A 22527-nucleotide genomic window follows, 5' to 3' on the forward strand; every position below is an offset into this window, starting at 1 on the left:
TTCGCAGGACTCCTAGCGCATCACAAACGGATCAGGCATCGGTGCCTGGGAAAGGTTGATCCACACCGTTTTCAGTTCGGTGTAGGCCAGCACCGAATCGATGCCGCTTTCGCGTCCGTAGCCACTGTTCTTGAAGCCGCCGATCGGTGCCATCGCCGATACCGCGCGGTAAGTGTTGACCCAGATAATCCCCGAACGCACATCGCGAGCGAGGCGGTGAGCACGGCCCAGGTCGCGGGTCCAGATGCCAGCGGCGAGGCCGAACTGCGAGTCGTTGGCGATCGCCAGCGCTTCGGCTTCGTCTTTAAAGCGAATCACCGAAGCCACCGGGCCAAAGACTTCTTCCTGCATGATCTTCATCGAATTGCGGTCGCATTCGAACAGCGTCGGCTCGTAGAACCAGCCTTCGCCGAGACCGGTCGGACGCTTGCCGCCGGTACGCAAATGCGCGCCTTCAGCGATGGCATCAGCGACCAGACCTTCGACCACCGCCAGTTGCTGTGCAGTGGCCATCGGGCCCATTTCGCTGTTGTCTTCCTGCGGGTTACCGATGCGAATGCGCTGTGCGCGCTCGACCAGGCGGCTGACGAACTCGTCGTAAATTTCGTCCTGCACCAACAGCCGCGAACCGGACACGCAACTCTGCCCGGAGGCCGCGTAGATCCCGGCAATCGCGCCGTTGATCGCGCTGTCCAGATCGGCGTCGGCGAAAATGATGTTCGGCGACTTGCCGCCGAGTTCCAGCGACAGTTTGGCGAAGTTCTCGGCGCTGCTGCGCACCACATGCCGCGCCGTGGCTGCGCCGCCGGTGAAGGCGATCTTGCGGATCAACGGATGGCGGGTGAGGGCGGCGCCGGTGCTCGGGCCGTAACCGGTGACGACGTTGACCACGCCCGGCGGAATCCCGGCTTTGAGGGCCAGACGCGCCAGTTCAATGATGGTCGCCGAAGCGTGCTCGGACGGCTTGATCACAATCGTGTTGCCGGCGGCGAGCGCCGGGGCAAGTTTGATTGCCGTCAGGTACAGCGGGCTGTTCCACGGAATGATCGCTGCGACCACACCCATGGCTTCGTGCACGGTGTAGGCAAACAGGTCGGGCTTATCCAGCGGCAGCGTGCCGCCTTCGAGCTTGTCGGCAAGGCCTGCGGTGTAATGGAAAAACTCCGGCAGATAACTGACTTGGCCACGGGTCTCGCGGATCAGCTTGCCGTTGTCGCGGCTTTCCAGCTGCGCCAGTTGTTCTTTATTTTCGGCGATCAAATCACCGAGACGGCGCAGCAATTTGCCGCGAGCGGTGGCGGTCAGGCCACGCCAGGCCGGGCTGTCGAAAGCAGTCTGTGCCGATTGCACGGCGCGTTCGACGTCCGCTTCATCGGCGTCAGGCAGCTCGGCCCAGGCTTGTGCCGTGGCCGGGTTAAGGCTTTCGAAGGTCTTGCCGGAGAGGGCATCGACCCATTCTCCGCCGATGCACATCTGGAAGCGTGCGAGTGTCATGCAACGATCCCCTTTATATGGTTTTGTCGGGAGTGTGCGAATTGGAGAAATTCCAGCAGCGTCTGATTGACCAGACGCGGCGACTCTACGGGCATCATATGCCGTTGCTCGGGCAGCACGGCAACCTTCGCACCGGGGATGCGTCGGGCCAGTTGCTCGGCCATTTCCGGGGTCGAACCGGGATCGAGTTCACCGGTGGCGATCAGCGTTGGTGCCTGAATGCTGCCGAGGTCGTCGGCGCGGTACATGTCTTGGGTGGCGAACAATTCGTAGGTGGTCAGGTAACCCTGCGGATCATTATTGGCCAGGGTCTGGCGCAATGCGGCGATCTGCGCCGGGTTGGCCGCCTGATATTCGCGGCTGAACCAGCGTGAGAGTGCCGCTTCGGCGTTGGCGTCCGGGCCGTGCTCGGCTGCTTGCGCGGTGCGAGCGATGACGCCGGCTCGCTGTTCTTCGCTGCGGTTGAACACGCTGTTCAACACCACCAGGCTTTGCAAGCGCTCCGGATAATGCAGGGCAAAGGCCCGCGCAACCAGACCGCCCATGGAGAAGCCGATCACCGCTGCCTGCGGCAGATTCAGGTGATCGAGCAGCTCGAGCAACTGATCGGCGTAACCGAGCAGGGCGGTGCCGCTGGCCGGTCGCGGGCTCGCGCCATGACCGAGCATGTCGTAGGCGATCACTTGGTACTGGCTGGACAGGCCGACAATCTGCCCGCCCCACATTTCTTTGTTCAGGCCCACGCCGTGGATCAAAACCACGGGCTGGCCTTGGCCGGTCGCCAGGTAACTGGTGCCAGCCGGGGTGAGTTCAGCGGTGAGCCGAATCATGGAGCGCTCCTGCAATGCCTTTTTATTGTGGTTACTGGGCTTTTTCGGCGGCCAGTTCTTCCAGATCGATGTAGCGGTTGCCGATGCGCGGGTGCAGGCGACCACCGTCGGCGCAACCCAGCACGACGACGATTTCGTCGGCACGCGGCGCGTCTTCGATCTGCATTTCCAGAGTGATGTAGTGCGAACGCTGACCTTCGTCGTCCTTGTGCATCATCGGGATCTGAATCGAGGTGCCCGGGCCACCGCGCTTGTTGGTGAAGCTCAGGTAGCTCTTGGCATTGACGGCTTCGCGGTAGTGGTTGCCGAAGCGCAGGGTGTGGATCACGGCGGAGGCGTGTTCGATCTCGCCGTCAGCGCCGACCACAGCGGCTTTGCCGTAGGCCTCGATTTTTTCCGCACCGCCGATGATGCCGACCAGACGCTCAACCATCAGCGCACCGAGGTCAGAGCAGTTGGCGCGGATCTGCGGCTTGAGGTCTTCAACGAAACCGTTGCCCACCCAAGGGTTTTTCATGACCACGGCGAGGCCAACCATGGTCACGGGTTTGTCAGTGGCCTTGCCGCCTTCGATGAAGGTTTCTTCGACATAGCTGACGATCTTGCGAATTTCGAAACTCATGAGCTGCTCCGTAGGGGGATTGAGAGTGTCTGTGCGTCTGATGGTATACCATAATACCGATCGTGCAAGTCCCCTCGATGACTTTTGCTGCATCACCCCGGCGAATGGTCATGCATTCAAATCCCAAAGCCCCCACAACCTCTGTAGGAGTGAGCCTGCTCGCGATAGCGGTGTGTCAGTCAGTGAATTCTTACCTGATACACCGCTATCGCGAGCAGGCTCACTCCTACAGGGGGAATCCGTCGGCAATGTGGTTAACAAAAGATAACGTGGCGCCGATTGTCAGACGTTTCGAAAGCCCGATAGGATGAGCCAGCTTCCGAAGTGGCTCTGGATTGCGGGTTTCAGGACTATGCTCCTGAGCAGCCATCAGCGGAGCACACTTGCGGCGCCCTTGAAGGCCTGATGGCCTAACAATAATAAATAGGGGAAGGTCTATGAGTCGTTGCCGCCCGCCGGCGTTACGCAACACCGCGTTGCTGGCCACAGCACTCTCTCTGCTGGGCTTTGCCACGTTATCGGCACCTGTGATCGCCGCCGAGGCGCCCGCCGACGTGGTCTATGCCACCGAATCCGCCAAAGCCACGAAAAGCCTGATACTTGATGTCGTCCACGCTGGCACGCGTTTGGTCGCGGTCGGGGATCGCGGGCACATTCTCTATTCCGATGACCAGGGCAAGACCTGGACCCAAGCCAAAGTGCCGACCCGGCAACTGCTGACCGCGGTGTACTTTGTCGACGACAGGCACGGCTGGGCGGTCGGCCACGACGCACAAATCCTCGCCAGCGCAGACGGCGGTCTGACCTGGACCAAACAATTCGAAGACCTCAAACGTGAATCGCCGCTGCTCGACGTCTGGTTCAAGGACGTCAACAGCGGCCTCGCCGTGGGCGCGTACGGCGCGCTGCTGGAAACCACCGATGGCGGCAAAAACTGGGAAGACGTCAGCGATCGCCTCGACAACGAAGATCAATTCCACCTCAACGCCATCGCGGCGGTGAAGGACGCCGGGCTGTTTATCGTCGGCGAGTCGGGCAGCATGTTCCGCTCCGCCGACGAGGGCCAGACCTGGGAAAAACTCGAAGGCCCGTACGAAGGTTCGCTGTTCGGCGTGATCGGCACGGCGCAGCCGCAGACCCTGCTGGCCTACGGCTTGCGCGGCAATCTTTATCGCTCAACGGATTTTGGCAGCACCTGGGAACAGGTTGAATTGAAAGCCGCGCGCGGTGCACTGGAGTTCGGCCTGTCCGGCGCCACCCTGCTCGAGGACGGCTCGATCGTTATCGTCGGCAACGGCGGTTCGGTGATCAGCAGCAGTGACAATGGCGAGACCTTCAGCGTGTTCAACCGTCCGGACCGCATTTCGCTGTCATCGGTCACCGCGGCCGGCGAAGGCAACCTGATTCTGAGCGGGCAGGGTGGTCTTCACACCACACAGCCGAACGGTGCCGAGATCAATAACAAGAAGGCGGGGCTATGACTTCCTTGATCACTCCTCAGCAGGACAAGGCGACGTTTCTTGAACGCCTGATTTTCAACAACCGCCCGGCAGTGATCCTGATCTGTCTGGTGGTGAGTATTTTCCTGTTCTGGCAGGCCACGCTGATCCGGCCGTCGACCAGTTTCGAAAAAATGATCCCGCTCAAGCATCCGTTCATCGAGAAGATGATGGAGCACCGCAACGATCTGGCGAACCTCGGTAACACCGTGCGTATTTCGGTGGAGGCCAAGGACGGTGACATCTTCTCCAAGGAGTACATGGAGACCCTGCGGCAGATCAACGACGAGGTGTTCTACATCTCCGGCGTTGATCGCTCCGGGTTGAAGTCGCTGTGGAGCCCGAGCGTACGCTGGACCGAAGTGACCGAAGAGGGTTTCGCCGGCGGTGAAGTGATCCCGCAGAGCTACAACGGCTCGCAGGACAGCCTCGATCTGCTGCGCAACAACGTGCTCAAGTCCGGACAGGTCGGGCGTCTGGTGGCCAACGACTTCAAGTCGAGCATCGTTGACATCCCGCTGCTGGAGTCCTACCCGGACCCGGAAGACCAGGGCAAGTTGTTGGCGCTGGACTATCGCAAGTTCTCCCATGAACTCGAAGACAAGATCCGCAACAAGTTCGAAGCACAGAACCCCAACGTCAAAATCCACATCGTCGGTTTCGCCAAGAAAGTCGGCGATTTGATCGACGGCCTGGTGATGGTGGTGCTGTTCTTCGGCATCGCTTTCGTCATCACCCTGATCCTGCTGCTGTGGTTCACCAACTGCGTACGCAGCACCATTGCGGTGTTGAGTACCACGCTGGTGGCGGTGGTCTGGCAGCTCGGCTTGATGCACTTCTTCGGCTTCGGACTCGATCCGTATTCGATGCTGGTGCCGTTCCTGATCTTCGCCATTGGTATTTCCCACGGCGTGCAGAAGATCAACGGCATCGCCCTGCAATCCAGCGAGGCCGACAACGCCCTGACCGCAGCGCGGCGCACCTTCCGGCAACTGTTCCTGCCGGGGATGATCGCGATTCTGGCGGATGCGGTGGGTTTCATCACGCTGCTGATCATCGACATCGGCGTGATCCGGGAACTGGCCATCGGCGCGTCGATCGGCGTGGCGGTGATCGTGTTCACCAACCTGATTCTGCTGCCGGTGGCCATTTCCTACGTCGGCATCAGCAAGCGCGCGATCGCCAAGAGCAAGAAGGACGCGAACCGCGAACACCCGTTCTGGCGCTTGCTGTCGAACTTCGCCAACCCGAAAGTCGCACGCATCTCGGTGTTGCTGGCGCTGATCGCCTTCGGTGGCGGTCTCTGGTACAGCCAGAACCTGAAAATCGGTGACCTCGACCAAGGAGCGCCAGAACTGCGACCGGACTCGCGCTACAACAAGGACAACAACTTCATCATCAGCAATTACTCGACCAGTTCTGACGTGCTGGTGGTGATGGTCAAGACCAAGGCTGAAGGCTGCTCACGCTACGAAGCCATGGCGCCGATCGATCAGTTGATGTGGAAGATGCAGAACACCGAGGGCGTGCAGTCGGCGATCTCGCTGGTGACCGTGTCCAAGCAGATGATCAAGGGCATGAACGAGGGCAACCTGAAATGGGAAACCCTGTCGCGCAACCCGGACGTGCTGAACAACTCGATCGCCCGCGCCGACGGTCTCTATAACAACAGTTGCTCGCTGGCGCCGGTGCTGGTGTTCCTCAACGATCACAAGGCCGAAACCCTGGATCGTGCAGTGGCTGCCGTGCAGGAATTCGCCAAGGAGAATAACAAGGACGGTCTGGAATTCATCCTCGCCGCCGGTAACGCCGGGATCGAAGCGGCCACCAACGAAGTTATCAAACAGGCCGAACTGACCATCCTGATTCTGGTGTACATCTGCGTGGCGGTGATGTGCATGATCACCTTCCGTTCGTGGGCGGCGACCCTGTGCATCGTCCTGCCGCTCGTGCTGACGTCGGTACTCGGCAACGCGCTGATGGCGTTCATGGGCATCGGCGTGAAGGTTGCGACACTGCCAGTGGTGGCGCTGGGTGTGGGGATTGGTGTCGACTACGGCATCTACATCTACAGCCGTCTGGAAAGTTTCCTGCGTGCCGGGTTGCCCTTGCAGGAAGCCTATTACCAGACGCTGAAATCCACCGGCAAAGCGGTGCTGTTCACCGGTCTGTGCCTGGCGATTGGTGTGTGCACCTGGATCTTTTCGGCGATCAAGTTCCAGGCCGATATGGGGCTGATGCTGACCTTCATGCTGCTGTGGAACATGTTCGGTGCGCTGTGGCTGCTGCCGGCACTGGCGAAGTTCCTGATCAAGCCGGAGAAACTGGCGGGGCAGAAGGGTAACTCGCTGTTTGCACATTGATCTGAAGGGCTGAAACGACAAAGCCGCAACCTTAGGGTTGCGGCTTTTTTTTGTAGCTAAAGATCAAGAGCCCCTCACCCTGGCCCTCTCCCCGAGGGAGAGGGGACTGACCGAGGTGTGCAACTTGATACATCGACCTGAAATAAAGAGTCGATTATGGATTCACTGCAAATCGTTCAAGTCGGCGTAGTTCTTGAATATCCCCCAATCGGTCCCCTCTACCCCTGGGAGAGGGCTAGGGTGAGGGCAAGCAGTCTCGCGCGTTAAGTAAGTTCAGCGCCAAGCACAACACTCAACGCACTACGCGCATCATCCAGCTGCACCAACGTCGCATGCCGAGCCCCCAGGGCATCACGATTTTCGATGGCGGTCAAAATCGCCTTATGCCGCGGCAACGCCAATTCATGCAGATTCGGCCGCTGATTCGAGTGCTTCAACGCCTCGGCAATCGCCACCGACAACATATTGCACAGGTTTGCCAGCAAATCATTGTGCGTCGCATCAGCGATCCGGCTATGAAAGTCCAGATCCGGCTGCAGCAATGCTTCCGGTGTCGGCGCGGCTTCCATACGCTGGTAGGCCTCACCGATAGACGCAATTTCAGCCTCGGTCGCATGTTGAGCTGCGAGGGCGGCAGCGGCGGGTTCGATAATGCTGCGCACACTGGTCAGCACATTGAAAAATTCATTCTGCGGGCTGCTTTGCATCAGCCAGTGCAGCACGTCCGGGTCGAGCATGTGCCATTCACGGCGGGCCTTGACCACCGTGCCGACGCGTGGCTTCGAATACACCAACCCCTTGGCCACCAACACCCGCGTGGCTTCGCGCAACACCGGACGGCTGACCGCATACTCCTCGCAGAGCAGGGCTTCGGCGGGCAGTTTGTCGTCGGGCTTGAAGCGTCCGGAGACGATCTGCATGCCCAGTTCCTGGACGATGCGCGAGTGCATGCTTTTACGGTCGGAGGGTTTGCGGTAATCCATGGGGAACGGCGCGATCCTGAGCGATGGAGATGCCGCGCATCATAGCAGGCACGGCACAATCTTGAGGCGGGTAAAGAACAACTGTGGGAGCGAGCTTGCTCGCGAAAGCGGTGGGTCAAACAACATTACAGTTGAATGTACCGCCGTCTTCGCGAGCAAGCTCGCTCCCACAGGGATTTGTGTGATCAGTGAGAGTGGCGCGGCACTTCAGCCCCGCGACAGCCAACGAGGAAGTCAAAGTCGCAACCCTGATCCGCCTGCAGCACATGGTCGATGTACAGCTGGCGATAGCCGCCCACCAGCAACTGCTGCGGTGGCTGCAGATCCGCCATGCGCGCTGCCAGTTCGGCATCCGGAATATCCAGGTGCAAACGCCCGGTGGCGCAGTCCAGCTCGATCCAGTCGCCTTCCTTCACGGTCGCCAAAGGCCCGCCAGCCGCCGCTTCCGGCGCCACGTGCAAAACCACCGTGCCGTACGCCGTGCCGCTCATCCGCGCATCAGAAATTCGCACCATGTCGGTCACACCCTGCGCCAACAGCTTGGCCGGCAGCCCCATGTTGCCGACTTCGGCCATGCCCGGATAACCCTTTGGCCCGCAATTTTTCATCACCAGAATCGAATCCTTGTCGACGTCCAGTTCCGGATCGTTGATCCGCGCCTTGTACATGTCGAAGTTCTCGAACACCACCGCACGCCCACGGTGCTGCATCAATTCCGGCGTGGCGGCAGAAGGCTTGAGCACCGCACCCAGTGGTGCCAGATTGCCGCGCAACACACAAATCCCGCCATCGGCGCGAATCGGATTGTCGAGCGTGCGGATCACTTCGTCTTCGCCATAGATCGGCGCGTCCTTGGTGTTCTCGCCGATGGACTTGCCGTTCACTGTCAGCGCATTCGGATTGGGAATCAGATTGGCTTCACCGAGACGACGCAACACCGCTGGCAAACCACCGGCGTAATAGAACTCCTCCATCAGGAAACGCCCGGACGGTTGCAGGTCGACGATGGTCGGCATGCCGCGACCGATGCGCGTCCAGTCATCCAGATCCAGTTCAACGCCGATGCGCCCGGCGATGGCTTTCAGGTGAATCACCGCGTTGGTCGAACCGCCGATGGCCGCGTTAACCCGAATAGCGTTTTCGAAGGCTTCCTTGGTGAGGATCTTCGATAGACGAAGGTCTTCGCGAACCATCTCAACCGCGCGCATGCCGGACATGTGCGCCAACACATAACGTCGCGCATCCACCGCGGGAATCGCCGCGTTGTGGGGCAGGGAAGTGCCGAGTGCTTCAGCCATGCAGGCCATGGTCGACGCGGTGCCCATGGTGTTGCAGGTGCCAGCCGAACGCGACATGCCGCCCTCGGCCGCGAGGAAATCGTCGATGGTGATGGTGCCAGCCTTGACCTGTTCGCTGAGCTGCCAGACCACGGTGCCGGAACCGATATCTTTGCCTTTGTGTTTGCCATTAAGCATTGGCCCACCAGTGACGACGATGGCCGGGACGTCGCAACTGGCCGCGCCCATCAACAGCGCAGGGGTGGTTTTGTCGCAACCGGTCAGCAGCACCACGCCATCGATCGGGTTGCCGCGAATGGCCTCTTCAACGTCCATGCTCGCCAGGTTGCGCGTGAGCATGGCGGTCGGGCGCAGGTTCGATTCGCCGTTGGAGAACACCGGGAATTCCACTGGAAAACCACCGGCCTCGATCACCCCGCGTTTGACGTGCTCCGCGATCTGGCGGAAGTGCGCGTTGCACGGGGTCAGTTCCGACCAGGTGTTGCAGATGCCGATGATCGGCTTGCCATGGAACTGGTGGTCGGCGATGCCCTGATTCTTCATCCAGCTGCGGTACATGAAGCCGTTCTTGTCGGCCGTGCCAAACCATTGGGCGGAGCGCAGGGTGGGTTTCTTATCAGACATGATCGATTCTCTTATTGTATGACTATAGTGTTCCAGCTACGGCCTAATCTAAGCGCAAAATCCTAGGTTTGGAAGTGTTGTTGGTGAATTAGTAATACTATATAGTCGTTTTCGACGGAGGGATGGCCCTGACGGTTTTTCGTGAGAGGCGTCCCCCGAGGTTCTATAAAAACAACAATCGGAGACCGATCTCATGAGCCAGGAACTGCGGCTGATACGGCGCATCACGCTGAAACTGATTCCCTTCCTGATCCTGCTGTACCTGATCGCCTATGTGGATCGCTCCGCCGTCGGCTTCGCCAAGCTGCACATGGGCGCCGACATTGGCATTGGCGATGCCGCTTACGGCCTCGGTGCCGGGCTGTTTTTCATTGGTTACTTTCTCCTCGAGATTCCCAGCAACCTGATGCTCGAACGCTTCGGCGCACGCCGCTGGTTCGCGCGGATCATGATCACTTGGGGCGCGATCACCATCGGCATGGCTTTCGTTCAGGGCCCGCACAGTTTTTACGTGATGCGCTTTCTGCTCGGCGCGGCCGAGGCGGGCTTCTTTCCCGGCGTTCTCTACTACATCACCCAATGGTTTCCGGTGCGCCATCGCGGCAAGATCCTCGGGCTGTTCATTCTTTCCCAACCGATCGCGATGATGATCACCGGCCCGGTGTCCGGCGGTTTGCTCGGCATGGACGGCGTTCTGGGTCTGCATGGCTGGCAATGGCTGTTCATTGTCATCGGCACCCCGGCGATCCTGCTGACCTGGCCGGTGCTGCGCTGGTTGCCGGACGGCCCGCAGCAAGTGAAATGGATGGATCAGGCTGAGAAAGACTGGCTGACCGGCGAGCTGAAAAAGGATCTGCAGGAATACGGCCAGACCCGTCATGGCAACCCGCTGCATGCGTTGAAAGACAAACGTGTGTTGCTGCTGGCGCTGTTCTATCTGCCGGTGACGTTGAGCATTTATGGCCTCGGTCTATGGTTACCGACGTTGATCAAACAGTTTGGCGGCAGCGATCTGGTCACCGGTTTCGTGTCGTCGGTGCCGTACATCTTCGGGATCATCGGCTTGCTGATCGTGCCCCGCAGTTCCGATCGTTTGAATGATCGTTACGGGCATCTGGCGGTGCTGTATGTGCTGGGTGCGATTGGCTTGTTCATGAGTGCATGGCTGTCGTTGCCGGTGGCACAACTGGCGGCCCTGTGTCTGGTGGCGTTTGCGCTGTTTTCCTGCACGGCGGTGTTCTGGACCTTGCCGGGACGGTTCTTTGCCGGCGCGAGTGCGGCGGCGGGGATTGCGTTGATCAACTCGGTTGGGAATTTGGGTGGGTATATCGGGCCGTTCGTGATTGGCGCGTTGAAGGAGTACACCGGCAATCTGGCTTCAGGTCTGTACTTCCTCTCGGGTGTGATGGTGTTTGGCTTGATTCTGACCGGCATCGTCTACCGCGTGCTGGAGCGCAAACACGTCCTGCCGGTTGACCAGTTCGCCGCCAGCGCACGCGGCGCCACCCGCACCTGAACCCAATTGACTCATCACCACCGATCCTGTGGGAGCTGGCTTGCCAGCGATAGCAATCTGTCAGACACATCAATGGTGAATGTGCCGTCGTTATCGCTGGCAAGCCAGCTCCCACAGGGTTTTGCAGTGTTTCGAAGTTTTGTAGAAAGGAGAGGACATATGCATCTGGTTCAATTCGAATTAAGCAACCGCGAACGCCGCGTGGGCGTGGTCGACAACGGTCTGGTGCGTGAAGTCCAGGATGCGCGCAGCGTGCGCGATCTGGCCCTGGCCGCGATCGAGGCCGGCAGCACCCTGGAACAGCAAGTGCAAAGCCTCGGCCTCGGCATCAGCCATGACTACGCCGAGCTGCTGTCGCAGCTGCGCATCCTGCCACCGCTTGATCACCCGGATCCGGCGCACATGCTGATTAGCGGTACTGGCCTGACGCATCTGGGCAGCGCCTCGGCGCGGGACAAAATGCACCAGCAGGCCGGTGACGAAGCGACGATGACCGACACCATGCGCATCTTCAAATGGGGCGTGGAGGGCGGTAAACCGGCGGCGGGGCAGGCCGGTGTACAACCAGAATGGTTCTACAAAGGCGACGGCAGCATCGTCGTTCGTCCAGGCCAACCCTTCCCGGTGCCACCGTTTGCCGAAGATGCCGGTGAAGAGCCGGAAATGGCCGGCTTGTACATCATCGGCAATGACGGCAAGCCCTATCGCCTGGGCTTTGCGGTCGGCAACGAGTTCTCCGATCACGTCATGGAACGCAAGAATTACCTGTACCTCGCGCACTCGAAATTGCGCAGTTGCAGTTACGGCCCGGAACTTCGCACCGGTGAATTGCCTCAACATCTGGCAGGCAGCAGTCGCATCCTGCGTGACGGCGAAGTGCTCTGGCAGAACGAGTTTCTCAGCGGCGAGGCGAACATGTGCCATAGCCTCGCCAACCTCGAATACCACCACTTCAAGTACAGCCAGTTCCTCCGTCCAGGCGACGTACACATTCACTTTTTCGGCACCGCGACCCTGTCGTTCGCCGATGGCATCCGCACCCAACCGGGTGACGTGTTTGAAATCAGCCAGGCCGAATTCGGCGCGCCGCTGGTCAATGGCATCGTCCCGGTCCCAGCGGCATTTGAACCGGACAGCATCGGCACCCTTTAAGGAGATCCCATGACTCAGATTCTCGGTCACAACTACATCGGCGGTCAGCGCAGCGCCGCTGGCAATGTAAAACTGCAATCGGTCGATGCAACGACGGGCGAACAGCTGCCGCACGATTTCATCCAGGCCACGGCTGAAGAAGTCGACGCCGCCGCCAAAGCCGCCGCTGCCGCGTACCCGGCCTATCGCTGCCTCAGCGCCGAACGTCGCGCACAGTTTCTCGACGCGATCGCCGATGAGCTGGATGCCCTCGGTGATGACTTCGTTGCTGTGGTCTGCCGCGAGACCGCATTGCCGGCCGGACGGATTCAGGGCGAGCGCGGGCGTACCAGCGGGCAGATGCGTCTGTTCGCCAAGGTTCTGCGTCGAGGCGATTTCTATGGTGCGCGAATCGATTTGCCGCTGCCGGATCGTCAACCGCTGCCACGTCCGGATCTGCGTCAATACCGCATCGGCCTCGGCCCTGTCGCGGTGTTTGGCGCAAGCAACTTTCCACTGGCATTTTCCACCGCTGGCGGCGACACCGCGTCTGCGCTGGCCGCCGGTTGTCCGGTGGTGTTCAAGGCTCACAGCGGTCACATGGCCACGGCTGAGCTGGTCGCTGACGCGGTGATTCGCGCCGCCGAAAAAACCGCCATGCCCGCCGGTGTGTTCAACATGATCTACGGCGGTGGCGTCGGCGAATGGCTGGTCAAGCATCCGGCGATCCAGGCAGTGGGTTTTACCGGTTCGCTCAAGGGCGGTCGCTCGCTGTGCGACATGGCCGCTGCACGCCCGCAACCGATTCCGGTGTTTGCCGAGATGTCGAGCATCAACCCGGTGATCATCCTGCCGCAGGCCCTTGCCGAGCGTTCGGAAACGGTTGCCCGCGACCTGACCGCTTCGGTGGTGCAGGGTTGTGGCCAGTTCTGTACCAATCCCGGTCTGGTGATCGGCATTCGTTCGCCGCAGTTCAACGCGTTCGTGCAGCAGGTCGCTGGTTTGATCGGCGATCAACCGGCACAAACCATGCTCAACGCCGGCACCCTCGGCAGTTACGGCAAAGGTTTGCAGAAACTGTTGGCGCATCCCGGCATCGAGCATCTGGCCGGCAATCCGCAGCAGGGCAATCAGGCGCAGCCGCAGTTGTTCAAGGCCGATGCGAGCCTGTTGATCGATGGCGATGAAGTGCTGCAGGAAGAAGTGTTCGGCCCGACCACGGTGATTGTCGAAGTGACGGATCAGGCGCAACTCAGTGCGGCATTGCATGGCCTGCACGGGCAACTCACCGCGACGATTATTGGTGAGCTGACGGACTTCGAACAGTTTGCTGAACTGACACCGTTGCTGGAACAGAAGGTCGGACGGATTCTGCTCAACGGTTATCCGACCGGTGTTGAAGTGTGCGATTCGATGGTGCACGGCGGGCCTTATCCGGCAACGTCCGATGCGCGCGGCACCTCCGTCGGGACGCTGGCCATCGATCGCTTCCTGCGTCCGGTGTGCTTCCAGAATTATCCGGACAGCTTGCTGCCGGAGCCGTTGAAGAACGCCAACCCGCTGCGCATCCAGCGCCTCGTCGACGGCAAACCCAGCCGCGATGCGTTGTAACTGACAGCCAATATCCCTTGTGGGAGCGAGCTTGCTCGCGAATGCATTCTTTCAGTCAATTATTCATTGGCTGACACAGCGCTTTCGCGAGCAAGCTCGCTCCCACAGGGTTAGTGCCAAGGCCTCAGGTTAACAATGAGCTATCATTGCCGGTTCCCCCCTGAAAGACTTTACTGCCATGACTGCCCAAACCCTTCTCAACGCCCTCGAACACTGCGGAATGGTCGAAATCGACGGCCTTCACGCTTTCGAATTCGCCCTCGATGAAGACGACAACCTGCACATCGAATGCATCGATGGCCGAGCGGCCAAGCATTGGGAATTCACTCCGGCTCAGGTTGCAGCGGCAACATTTGATGACTCCCTGCAAAGCTGGCTGATCGTCGGTTATTTCAATGAAACCAAAGCGATCGGCGAACACCGCCTGGTCTGCCACGGTGACGTAGTCAGCAGCAGCGACGATGAGGACGACACTGATGAAAATGCGTAAATTCTGGCCGCTGCTGATGGCCGGCAGCGTCGGTGCCATGGGGCTTTCCAGCGCATCCGCCGAGAACTTCCAGCTGCTGGTCGGTTCCTACACCGCCAACACCAGCCAGGGCCTCTATCGAATGAACTTCGACAGCGCCACCGGCCAGATCGCCGCCAAACCTCTGCAAGTGGTCAAAAGCGAAAACCCGTCATGGCTGACCCTGTCCAAAGACCAGCGTCGCCTGTTCGTGGTCAATGAAAACGGCCCGGGCCAGAAAGACCCGGTCGGCCGTGTCAGCAGCTATTCGATTGATCCGAAAACCCACACGCTGACCCTGATCAATCAAGTGCAAAGCCTGGGTAACGAGCCGACCCATTCGAGCCTCAGCGGTGATGCCAGCCACTTGTTCGTCAGCAACTATTCGGTGATGGAAGATCCGGGCGGAACGCTGGCGGTATTGCCGATCGGTGCCGACGGCAAGCTCAAACCCGTCGTGCAGATGAGCGCGCACCCGGCGAGCCGGGTCAATCCTGAGCGCCAGGCCTCCAACCACGTGCACTCGACGGTTTCTTCGCCTGACGGCCGCTACGTGTTCTCCAATGATCTGGGCGCGGACAAGGTCTTCGTCTACCTGTTCGATCCGAAGGCCAACCCGGACTTGCCGCTGACGCCGGCGATGACCGCCGCAGTGAGCTTGCCAGCCGGTAGCGGCCCGCGTCATCTGCTGTTCAGCGCTGACGGCAAACACGCCTGGCTGACCATGGAAATGAGCGCGCAGGTCGCGGTGTTCGATTACCACGATGGCGTGCTGACCCAGACGCAACTGGTCGATCTGGCCGCTGGTCAGCCAACGTCGGACAAGGCCGGCGCCGCGCTGCATGCCTCGGCCGATGGCAAGTTCCTCTACGTCAGCAACCGTGGTACCGCCAATCAGTTGGTGGTGTTCGCGATCGATCCGGCGACTGGCCAGCTCAAAGAGCTGCAAAAGCGTTCGGTGGAAGGTGATCACCCGCGCGAGTTCAGCCTCGACCCGAGTGGCAAATTCCTGCTGATCGCCAACCAGAAGAGCAACGAAATTGTCGTCGTCGAGCGCGACGGCAAGACCGGTCTGCTCGGCAAAACCGTGCAGAAACTGGCGATGGACGCCCCCAGCGACCTCAAGTTCATAGTGCGACAATAAGCCACAGGCCTCGGTTTACGGGGCCTGTCTCGTTGTATTAATCGCGCTGATATCCGGTAATGCTACAAAGCATTTCAAGCGATCAACCCTCGAGCGTTAAGTTTGCTTCACAGCCCAACCGGGCAAGCAAGCCAACCGAACACGAGGGTTACCGCCATGAACTTCAATCTCTTCTCCGTGATTGCCGCTTCCGCCATCTCCGCCACCGTTGTACTGCCAGCCAGCGCCAACGTCGAAATCAACAGCAAAAAATCCCACACTCAGAGCTACACCCAGAAATACCTGCAACAGAGCGCCAACTTCTACGCCGCCCTGGATCACAAAGCCCAACACTGAAATTCTTGCCACTGCCAGAGCTGCCGAAGGCTGCGATCTTTTGATCTTGTTTTTAAAAAGCAAAATCAAAAGATCGCAGCCTTCGGCAGCTCCTACCCGTGTGTTTTTCGCAGCACGATAGGATTCTTCAAATCCGCAAATAGACTGGCTAAATAATCAACGAAGCTGATGTTCACTATGGCAAACCCTGAGTGGTTACCCCGGCTTTTTTGATCGATCCTGTGGTCATCGAAACATGCCCACGGGAGAACACCATGGCCAGCGCAATCATTCATTCAGCCAAACGCGGCGCCTACCTGGCCATCGGTCTTTACCTGGCCGTGGTGCTGTTTGTCAGCATCGCCTCGCAGATGGAGCACAGCTTCGAAGCCCCGATTGACGTCGCCCATCCCGGTATCCAGTTCGAAGTCCGCTCGCACAGCGTGATGGTTGATCGGGCTGAACTCGCAGGAGTCGGCGGCGCATGAAAGGCTACAGACTCTGGGTGATTGCAGGTTTGGCGTTCTTCACCAACGGCGCTTCATTGTTGGGCATCGGCCAAGGCTCGGTGGGAGCACTTGCACGGGCCATAGAGGCCAATCACAGCATCGCGCACAACATCGAACGGGCGAATACGCTGGGGCTGATGGCCGGCAACCCACCGGCGAAAGTCTCGGCGGATTTTCTCGGCCCGTTCGAAGTGGATTGCATGGCACTCGGCATGTGCAATGCATTGGCTTGACCCTGAGTTACTTCTTCATGATCGAAGTGAAGAGCTCGGAGTCGAGGAAGCGCTGCAACCAAGCTTGTAAGCGAACATAAGGCGTCTTCGCAAACCACTCGCGATCCACATGGGCAAACTGCCGAACGAAGGGCAGCAGGGCGATATCTGCCAGGCTCGGATGGTCGGCTAACAGGTATTCGCGATCGTTGAGCAACGCTTCCAGTTTCTGCAAATACACCGCGCCTTCAGCCCGATAAACCTCCATCGGCTGCTCGGGATAACGCTCGGCATACTTGTAGCGATTCAACTGCACCTTGAACCCCTGATCATTCGCCTCGATCAATTCAGCAATCCGCGAGTCGCCATCAAGCAACCAATCCTGCGGGTCATTCTGCGCCAAGGCCCAGCGCATGATCTCCAGACTTTCATCAATCACCCGCCCACCGGCATCCAGCACCGGCACCGTGCCCTTGGGCGAGATCGCCAGCATCTCGGCCGGTTTGGCCTTGAGGCTGACTTCGACGATGTCCACCGCCACACCCGCATAACGCAGCGCCATTCGCGCACGCATCGCGTACGGGCAGCGGCGGAAGGAATACAGCGTGTTCATTTCACCTCCAGCGTGCTCAAACCATTGCCCTGGCGCTGCACCTGAATCTGCACCGGAATTCGCTCGTGCATTTCCTGTACATGGGAAATCACCGCGACCTTGCGGCCCTGCGCCTGCAAGCCATCGAGCGCATCCATCGCCAGTTGCAGCGACTCCGGGTCGAGGCTCCCGAAGCCTTCATCGATAAACAGCGATTCGATTTTCAACGTGCTCGACGCCATCGACGCCAAGCCCAGTGCGAGGGCCAGCGACACCAGGAACGTCTCGCCACCGGACAACGAATGCACCGAGCGCAGTTCGTCGCCCATTTCGGTGTCCATCACCAGCAGGCCGAGCATGCTGCCGCCGCGTTTCAAGCGATAGCGTTTGACCAGTTGGCGCAGTTGCACGTTAGCGTGATGCACCAGCAAATCGAGGTTGTAAGCCTGGGCAATCTTGCGGAAGGCGTCGCCGGTGGCCGAGCCGATCAAGGCACTGAGTCGCGCCCAGCGTTGATACTCGGCATACGCCGAGGCGATCTGCTGCGCCAGTGCCTGATTGGCGTTTTGCCGGCGCTGGTCTTCGACCTGTTCGGCGCGCAATTCGGCGCACTGCTGTTCGCTGACGGTGAACTGGTTTTGCACATCTGTGAGGGCGCTGGCCAGTTGTTCTGCATCAAGATTGCCGTTGTGCTGCGCCTGATGATCGAGCAGGCGCTGGTCACGCTCCTGCAACAAAACCTTGGCCTGTTCGATGGCTTTTTCGTGGTGCTGCAAGCGCTGGCGCAGCTCGGCAACTTGCCCGTCATCGACCCGCAACAGGTCTTCGAGGCCGCCGTCATCCAGCTCCGGATGGCGGGCGCGCCAGTCGGCAATCTTGCTGGCCAGATCCTGCTCTTCGCTTTCCAGCGCCTGCAAACGCTCCTGCTGCGCCTTGAGTTCGGCGGCGATCTGCACAAGTTGTGTGCGCACGTTCTGCAGTTCCTGAGCGGTGCCGGATTCGGCATTGCGCGCCTGCTCAACCGCTTGCTCAAGCTGCTGCTGCCAATGTTCGGCGCTGCTGTGCTCGCCGAGCAGTTGCGCCAGTTTCTGCTGGCAGGTGAGCTGCTGCTCGGTCAGCGTCGTGAATTGCTGTTCTACGCTGAGCAACTGCTGAGCACGGGTCTGCTGGCGATCCTGCTCTTTCTCCAGCGTCTGTTGCCGCTGTTGCTGCTCGGCCTGTTCTTCCTTCTGCTGATCGACTTGCGCCAGGCGCTCGGCGATCTGTCGGTCTAGCTGCATGAATGTCGCCGCCGGTTCCTGGCGCAAGGCTTCAAGGGTGTCGGCCGGCAGCAGATTGCCGAACGCGGTGAGTTCTTCGTCGAGGCGCTGACGGTCGCTGCTCAATTCGCGTTGCTGATTGTTGAGGTTCTGCGCTGCTTGTTGATGCGCAGTTTCTGCCTGACGCAATTGCTGGGTCAGACGCGCGGCATCCTGTTGCAAGGTGAGCAGGGCGCTCTGGCGTTGTTCGTCCTGAGTGATGCTCTGGTTCAGTTGCTCGTTTTGCCGGGCGAGCCAGGCATCGCGCTTGTCGGCGTCCTGATTGAACAACTGCGCGGCCAGCGGATGCGCGTCGAGGCTCGGCGCCAATGCCTGCTGCTGGGTCGCCAGTTGTTCTTGCTGTTGCAGCAGTTCTTTCTGTTGTGCAATCACGCCACCGACTTCGGCGCGCAGCTCGATGAGCTTTTCCTTGAGCTGATCGACCACCTGCTGGGCGTTGGCCTGTTCGCTTTCATCGTGGCGACCAAGGCTTTGTAGCAACGCTTCGGGTTGATGATACGGATGCTCGTTGCTGCCGCAGACCGGGCACGGCTGATCGTCCTGCAACTGCGCGCGCAACTCCTCGACGCTGGCACTGCGCGCCACGCGCTGACGTTCAAGCAGCTCGCGGGTGACGTTGAGGGTTTGCTCGGCGACGGTCAGTTCGGCTTTGGTTTTTACGCCGTCCTGGGTCAGGCGCTCGCGTTCCTGCTGGGCGTTGAGTTGACGCTGTTGCAACTCGGCGTTGCGCTGATCCAGATCCTGTTGCGAGGCCCACAGGCGCGACAGATCCTCGAACAGCCGCAGTTGTTTACGGTTGTCCTGCAGGAGCGTGCCGAGGATACCGATCTGCTCGGCGACAGCGTCAGGTTCGGCGCCGGCCTCTTTGAACAGCACTTCCAGTTGCTGTTTCTGTGTTGTCAGCTCTGTGGAGCTACGCGTGGCGTTTTCTTCGAGGCTCGCCAGTTCTGCTTGGCCTTTGTTCAAGCGGTTGCCGATCAGCATCAGCTGTTGCAGGCGATCGCGGTAGGCATTCCATGCATCGCTCAGCGGCGCCAGATGGGCACTTTGCTCAAGTTCGGCGGCGATGCGTTGCAGGCGTTCGGCGACTTGGGTCTGTTTATCCAGCAAGGCTTGAATGGCGTTTTGGCCATCAGTGCAAGCCTGCTGCGCGTTGAGCCTGGCTTCGGCGCTTTGGGCGACCTCGTTGGCCAGACGGGCGAGGGTGCTTTGCTCCTCAAAGGCCTGACGCAACAGCGGCGCGTTTTCGCTCTGTCGCTGTAGCGCGACGCTCAGGGCGACTTTCGCCGTTTCGAGGTTGTGCTCCAGCTGCGTCTGGCGCTCGGTCAGCTCGGTGTGTTGCTGTGTGTGCGCAGCAATCTGTGCGGCCAACGGCGTCAGCAGCGCATCGAGTTCGGTTTTGCGCGCGAACTGGTGCCGCTGCGGGCCGAGCTGCTCCAGTCGCGTCAGTTTCACCCGCTCGCCGGCCAGACTTTCCGATTGCTGCTGCGCACTGTGCAACTGCTCAGTGGCGGCTTGCTGCGCGTCTTGCAACACACGCAAATCCTTGAGCCAGCTGTGCTGTTGCTCAAGTTGTTTGAGCTGCGCCTGCTGCAACTTCATTTGCTGTTGCGCAGCGTTGAAACGCTCATCCAGTTCGGCCCGGGCTTCGGGCGCCAGCGGGGTCACGCCGGTGGCTTGATCCTGCAACAGCTTGTGCGCTTCGCGGGCCTCTTTGGTCTTGTCGAAGGCGCGGCGGCCGAGGCGGGTGTACAGCGCGGTGTCGGTGAGCTTTTCCAGCAGTTCGCTGCGGTCGTTGTCGTCAGCCTTGAGGAACGCACTGAACTCGCTTTGCGCCAGCAACACAGCGCGGGTGAACTGTTCGAAGTTCAGTCCCAGTGCGGCTTCCAGCTGAGTTTTGTATTCGCCTTTCTGACTGGCGAGCAGTTGATCCTGATCGATATCGCGCAGGCTCTGACGGCTGGCCTGCAACTTGCCGCCGGCTTTCTCGCGGGCGCGGTTGGCTTCCCAGCGCGCCCGATAGCGGCGGCCATCAACGCCGACGAAATCCACTTCGGCATAACCTTCGCCGGTGCCGCGACGCAGCAGAGTGCGCGGGTCGCCGGTGGCGATTTCACCGTCGGCATCCGGGACTTTCGCATCACGACCGGTGTTGTTCAGACGCGGTACGGCGCCGAATAGCGCCAGGCACAGCGCGTCGAGCAGGGTGCTTTTACCGGCGCCGGTCGGGCCGGTGATGGCGAATAAACCGGCGCTGGCCAACGGCTCAGCGGTGAAATCGATCTCGAACGGGCCGGCGAGCGAGGCAAGGTTTTTCAAGCGTATGGCGAGAATCTTCATGGCTGCTCGCCCTCCAGTTGTACGTCCTGCAGCAGTTCGGCGAAGTCCTTCAGCGTCTGTTCATCGACATCGCTGCCATAGTTGTCCAGCCAGGCGCGGCTGAACAGTTCTTGCGGAGTGAGCTGGTCGAGTTCGATCAGCGCGGTGCCATCTTCGACGCCGTCAGCGCCACGGTTACCGGCGTATTCAGCGGCAATGCGCACCAACCGCACGGCTTTGCCTTGCAGGGCGCTCTCCACTTGATGGCGCAGATCCGGTTGCGGCTCGTCGAGGGTTACGCGCACTTCCAGCCACGGCTGACGCTGGGTTTCGGCGAGCAGATCGATGTTCGGCAGATCGGCCAGTTGCAGCAGGATTTCCGCCAGCGGTGCCGGGCCGATGCGTTGCAGGTTGACCGAACGCGGGATCAGTTTCGGCTCGACACTGACCAGGGTTTCGCCATCGAGAGTGACGTCGAGAATCTGGTGCTGATAGCTGATTTCCGAAAACGACAGCGGTATCGGCGAGCCGCTGTAGCGGATGCGCTCTTCACCGTTGACCTTCTGCGGCTTGTGCAAATGGCCGAGGGCGACATAGCTGATGCTCGGCCCGAACAGACTGGCGGGCAGGGCTTCGGCGTTGCCGATGATCAGGCTGCGCTCGGAGTCTTCCGACACCGAACCGCCAGCCATGTGCGCGTGGCTGATGGCGATCAGCGCCTGACCGGGTTGGCGCTTGGCGTTGGCCGCTTCGATCAGCCATTCATGCACCTGACCGATGCCGCGCAGATAGTTGTCGCCCAGGTGCGCGCCAGTCACCTCCGCCGGGCGCAGAAACGGCAGCGCCAGGCACCACGCGGCGATTTCGCCTTGGGCATTTGGCAGTGGCAACAGCAAGCGTTCGGCATCGAGTTGGCCGTCATCCAGCCACAACACCCGGCCCAACGCGTGCGTGCGCAAACGGCGCATCAACGGCGCGGGCAACTCGATCCGCGAGCCGGAGTCGTGGTTGCCGGCAATCATCACGATGGTCAGCAACGGCTGCTGTTCGTGGGCGCTGACGATGAAATCGTAGAGACGTTCCTGGGCTCTGACCGGCGGATTGACCGTGTCAAAGATGTCCCCGGCAATCAGCAGCACATCCGGCTGCGCCAGTTGCAGTTGGCGCAGCAGCCATTCGAGGAAGCACGCATGCTCGAAATCGCGCTCCTGGCCGTGCAGGTTTTGCCCAAGGTGCCAGTCGGAGGTGTGGAACAGACGCAAGGCGGACTCCGCAACAATTAAAGAGGTGATGGCCGCGAGGAAATGAAGGGCGGCGAAAGAGGGGAGAGTTTACAGATTATTGCGGCGGGGGGGCTTGTTGTGCAGGCCAAGGACTATTCGCACAGGTACGGTTTGCCTGATTGCGCTGATCGAATCCACGGTTCGGCGCATCTAATAATTGACGCCAAAATAGTGGCCATCTAATATCGCGCCACTATTTTGATACTAGTGCGCAACTGTAAAGGTGCGATCGGACCTTCCACAGTCTGGTCCGTGATCGACTGTCATTACGTCATTTCCCTTTCTTCTCATCATTGCACTGACCGCCACCCGAGTGCGTGCCTGTCAGCAAGTAGTGCGCCTGCCGTCAATCCAA

Annotated in this window: 18 protein-coding genes; 10 read left to right on the plus strand and 8 right to left on the minus strand. The window is 60.1% G+C overall.

What is annotated here, in order from left to right; all coding sequences use genetic code 11:
• Positions 1 to 12: 12 nt before the first annotated feature.
• Genes ACZ0A4_RS06990 through ACZ0A4_RS07000 form a run of 3 tightly spaced genes read right to left on the minus strand, consistent with a single transcriptional unit; the run spans position 13 to position 2946 of the window.
• Positions 13 to 1494 (minus strand): aldehyde dehydrogenase, encoded by a 1482-nt coding sequence (locus ACZ0A4_RS06990; protein ID WP_463573756.1) that lies wholly within the window; start codon positions 1492 to 1494, stop codon positions 13 to 15.
• Positions 1491 to 2324, minus strand: coding sequence for an alpha/beta fold hydrolase (locus tag ACZ0A4_RS06995; protein ID WP_460372449.1), 834 nt, complete (start codon positions 2322 to 2324; stop codon positions 1491 to 1493). Before ACZ0A4_RS06995 ends, ACZ0A4_RS06990 begins: the two co-directional genes overlap by 4 nt.
• 31 nt (positions 2325 to 2355) lie before the next feature.
• Positions 2356 to 2946 (minus strand): amino acid synthesis family protein, encoded by a 591-nt coding sequence (locus ACZ0A4_RS07000; RefSeq protein WP_007917992.1) that lies wholly within the window; start codon positions 2944 to 2946, stop codon positions 2356 to 2358.
• A 437-nt stretch (positions 2947 to 3383) separates the two neighbouring features.
• Between ACZ0A4_RS07000 and ACZ0A4_RS07005 the strand changes: the two genes are divergently transcribed.
• Together ACZ0A4_RS07005 and ACZ0A4_RS07010 are read left to right on the plus strand one after the other, a co-directional pair.
• Positions 3384 to 4427, plus strand: coding sequence for a WD40/YVTN/BNR-like repeat-containing protein (locus ACZ0A4_RS07005; RefSeq protein ID WP_463573757.1), 1044 nt, complete (start codon positions 3384 to 3386; stop codon positions 4425 to 4427).
• Positions 4424 to 6808, plus strand: a complete 2385-nt coding sequence (locus ACZ0A4_RS07010) for an efflux RND transporter permease subunit (protein ID WP_463557807.1) — start codon at positions 4424 to 4426, stop codon at positions 6806 to 6808. Before ACZ0A4_RS07005 ends, ACZ0A4_RS07010 begins: the two co-directional genes overlap by 4 nt.
• Before the next feature lie 263 nt (positions 6809 to 7071).
• Here the strand turns inward: ACZ0A4_RS07010 and ACZ0A4_RS07015 are convergent, their stop codons facing one another.
• Both ACZ0A4_RS07015 and ACZ0A4_RS07020 read right to left on the minus strand, forming a co-directional pair.
• Positions 7072 to 7791: a FadR/GntR family transcriptional regulator gene (locus ACZ0A4_RS07015; protein WP_463573759.1), complete on the minus strand. Its 720-nt coding sequence runs from the start codon at positions 7789 to 7791 to the stop codon at positions 7072 to 7074.
• A gap of 185 nt (positions 7792 to 7976) precedes the next feature.
• A complete protein-coding gene (locus tag ACZ0A4_RS07020) occupies positions 7977 to 9713 on the minus strand; it encodes an IlvD/Edd family dehydratase (protein WP_038368108.1) in 1737 nt (578 codons plus the stop codon).
• A gap of 193 nt (positions 9714 to 9906) precedes the next feature.
• Between ACZ0A4_RS07020 and ACZ0A4_RS07025 the strand changes: the two genes are divergently transcribed.
• The 8 genes from ACZ0A4_RS07025 to ACZ0A4_RS07060 all read left to right on the plus strand — a co-directional run bounded on the left by ACZ0A4_RS07025 (position 9907) and on the right by ACZ0A4_RS07060 (position 16680).
• A complete protein-coding gene (locus tag ACZ0A4_RS07025) occupies positions 9907 to 11229 on the plus strand; it encodes an MFS transporter (protein ID WP_008088041.1) in 1323 nt (440 codons plus the stop codon).
• Positions 11230 to 11388: 159 nt separating this feature from the next.
• The gene (gene araD1 / locus ACZ0A4_RS07030; protein WP_463573761.1) at positions 11389 to 12381 is read left to right on the plus strand and encodes an AraD1 family protein; all 993 of its coding nucleotides are present in this window, start codon (positions 11389 to 11391) and stop codon (positions 12379 to 12381) included.
• 9 nt (positions 12382 to 12390) lie between these two features.
• On the plus strand, positions 12391 to 13971 hold the full coding sequence (locus ACZ0A4_RS07035) for an aldehyde dehydrogenase (NADP(+)) (protein ID WP_463573763.1): 1581 nt from the start codon (positions 12391 to 12393) through the stop codon (positions 13969 to 13971).
• A gap of 178 nt (positions 13972 to 14149) precedes the next feature.
• Positions 14150 to 14461, plus strand: coding sequence for a DUF5629 family protein (locus tag ACZ0A4_RS07040; RefSeq protein WP_008088034.1), 312 nt, complete (start codon positions 14150 to 14152; stop codon positions 14459 to 14461).
• On the plus strand, positions 14448 to 15623 hold the full coding sequence (locus ACZ0A4_RS07045; RefSeq protein WP_463573765.1) for a lactonase family protein: 1176 nt from the start codon (positions 14448 to 14450) through the stop codon (positions 15621 to 15623). The genes ACZ0A4_RS07040 and ACZ0A4_RS07045 overlap by 14 nt, the downstream gene beginning before the upstream one ends.
• A 156-nt stretch (positions 15624 to 15779) precedes the next feature.
• A complete protein-coding gene (locus tag ACZ0A4_RS07050; RefSeq protein ID WP_007917967.1) occupies positions 15780 to 15959 on the plus strand; it encodes a hypothetical protein in 180 nt (59 codons plus the stop codon).
• A gap of 254 nt (positions 15960 to 16213) precedes the next feature.
• The gene (locus ACZ0A4_RS07055; RefSeq protein WP_463573767.1) at positions 16214 to 16426 is read left to right on the plus strand and encodes a hypothetical protein; all 213 of its coding nucleotides are present in this window, start codon (positions 16214 to 16216) and stop codon (positions 16424 to 16426) included.
• Positions 16423 to 16680 (plus strand): hypothetical protein, encoded by a 258-nt coding sequence (locus ACZ0A4_RS07060; RefSeq protein WP_463573769.1) that lies wholly within the window; start codon positions 16423 to 16425, stop codon positions 16678 to 16680. Before ACZ0A4_RS07055 ends, ACZ0A4_RS07060 begins: the two co-directional genes overlap by 4 nt.
• Before the next feature lie 7 nt (positions 16681 to 16687).
• Here the strand turns inward: ACZ0A4_RS07060 and ACZ0A4_RS07065 are convergent, their stop codons facing one another.
• Genes ACZ0A4_RS07065 through ACZ0A4_RS07075 form a run of 3 tightly spaced genes read right to left on the minus strand, consistent with a single transcriptional unit; the run spans position 16688 to position 22151 of the window.
• Positions 16688 to 17272: a glutathione S-transferase gene (locus ACZ0A4_RS07065; protein WP_463573770.1), complete on the minus strand. Its 585-nt coding sequence runs from the start codon at positions 17270 to 17272 to the stop codon at positions 16688 to 16690.
• The gene (locus ACZ0A4_RS07070; protein WP_463573772.1) at positions 17269 to 20910 is read right to left on the minus strand and encodes an AAA family ATPase; all 3642 of its coding nucleotides are present in this window, start codon (positions 20908 to 20910) and stop codon (positions 17269 to 17271) included. The genes ACZ0A4_RS07065 and ACZ0A4_RS07070 overlap by 4 nt, the downstream gene beginning before the upstream one ends.
• Complete coding sequence (locus ACZ0A4_RS07075) at positions 20907 to 22151, minus strand: exonuclease SbcCD subunit D C-terminal domain-containing protein (RefSeq protein WP_463573774.1); 1245 nt, start codon at positions 22149 to 22151, stop codon at positions 20907 to 20909. The genes ACZ0A4_RS07070 and ACZ0A4_RS07075 overlap by 4 nt, the downstream gene beginning before the upstream one ends.
• Between the last annotated feature and the right edge of the window lie 376 nt (positions 22152 to 22527).

The organism is Pseudomonas sp. AC172 (genome assembly GCF_979258595.1).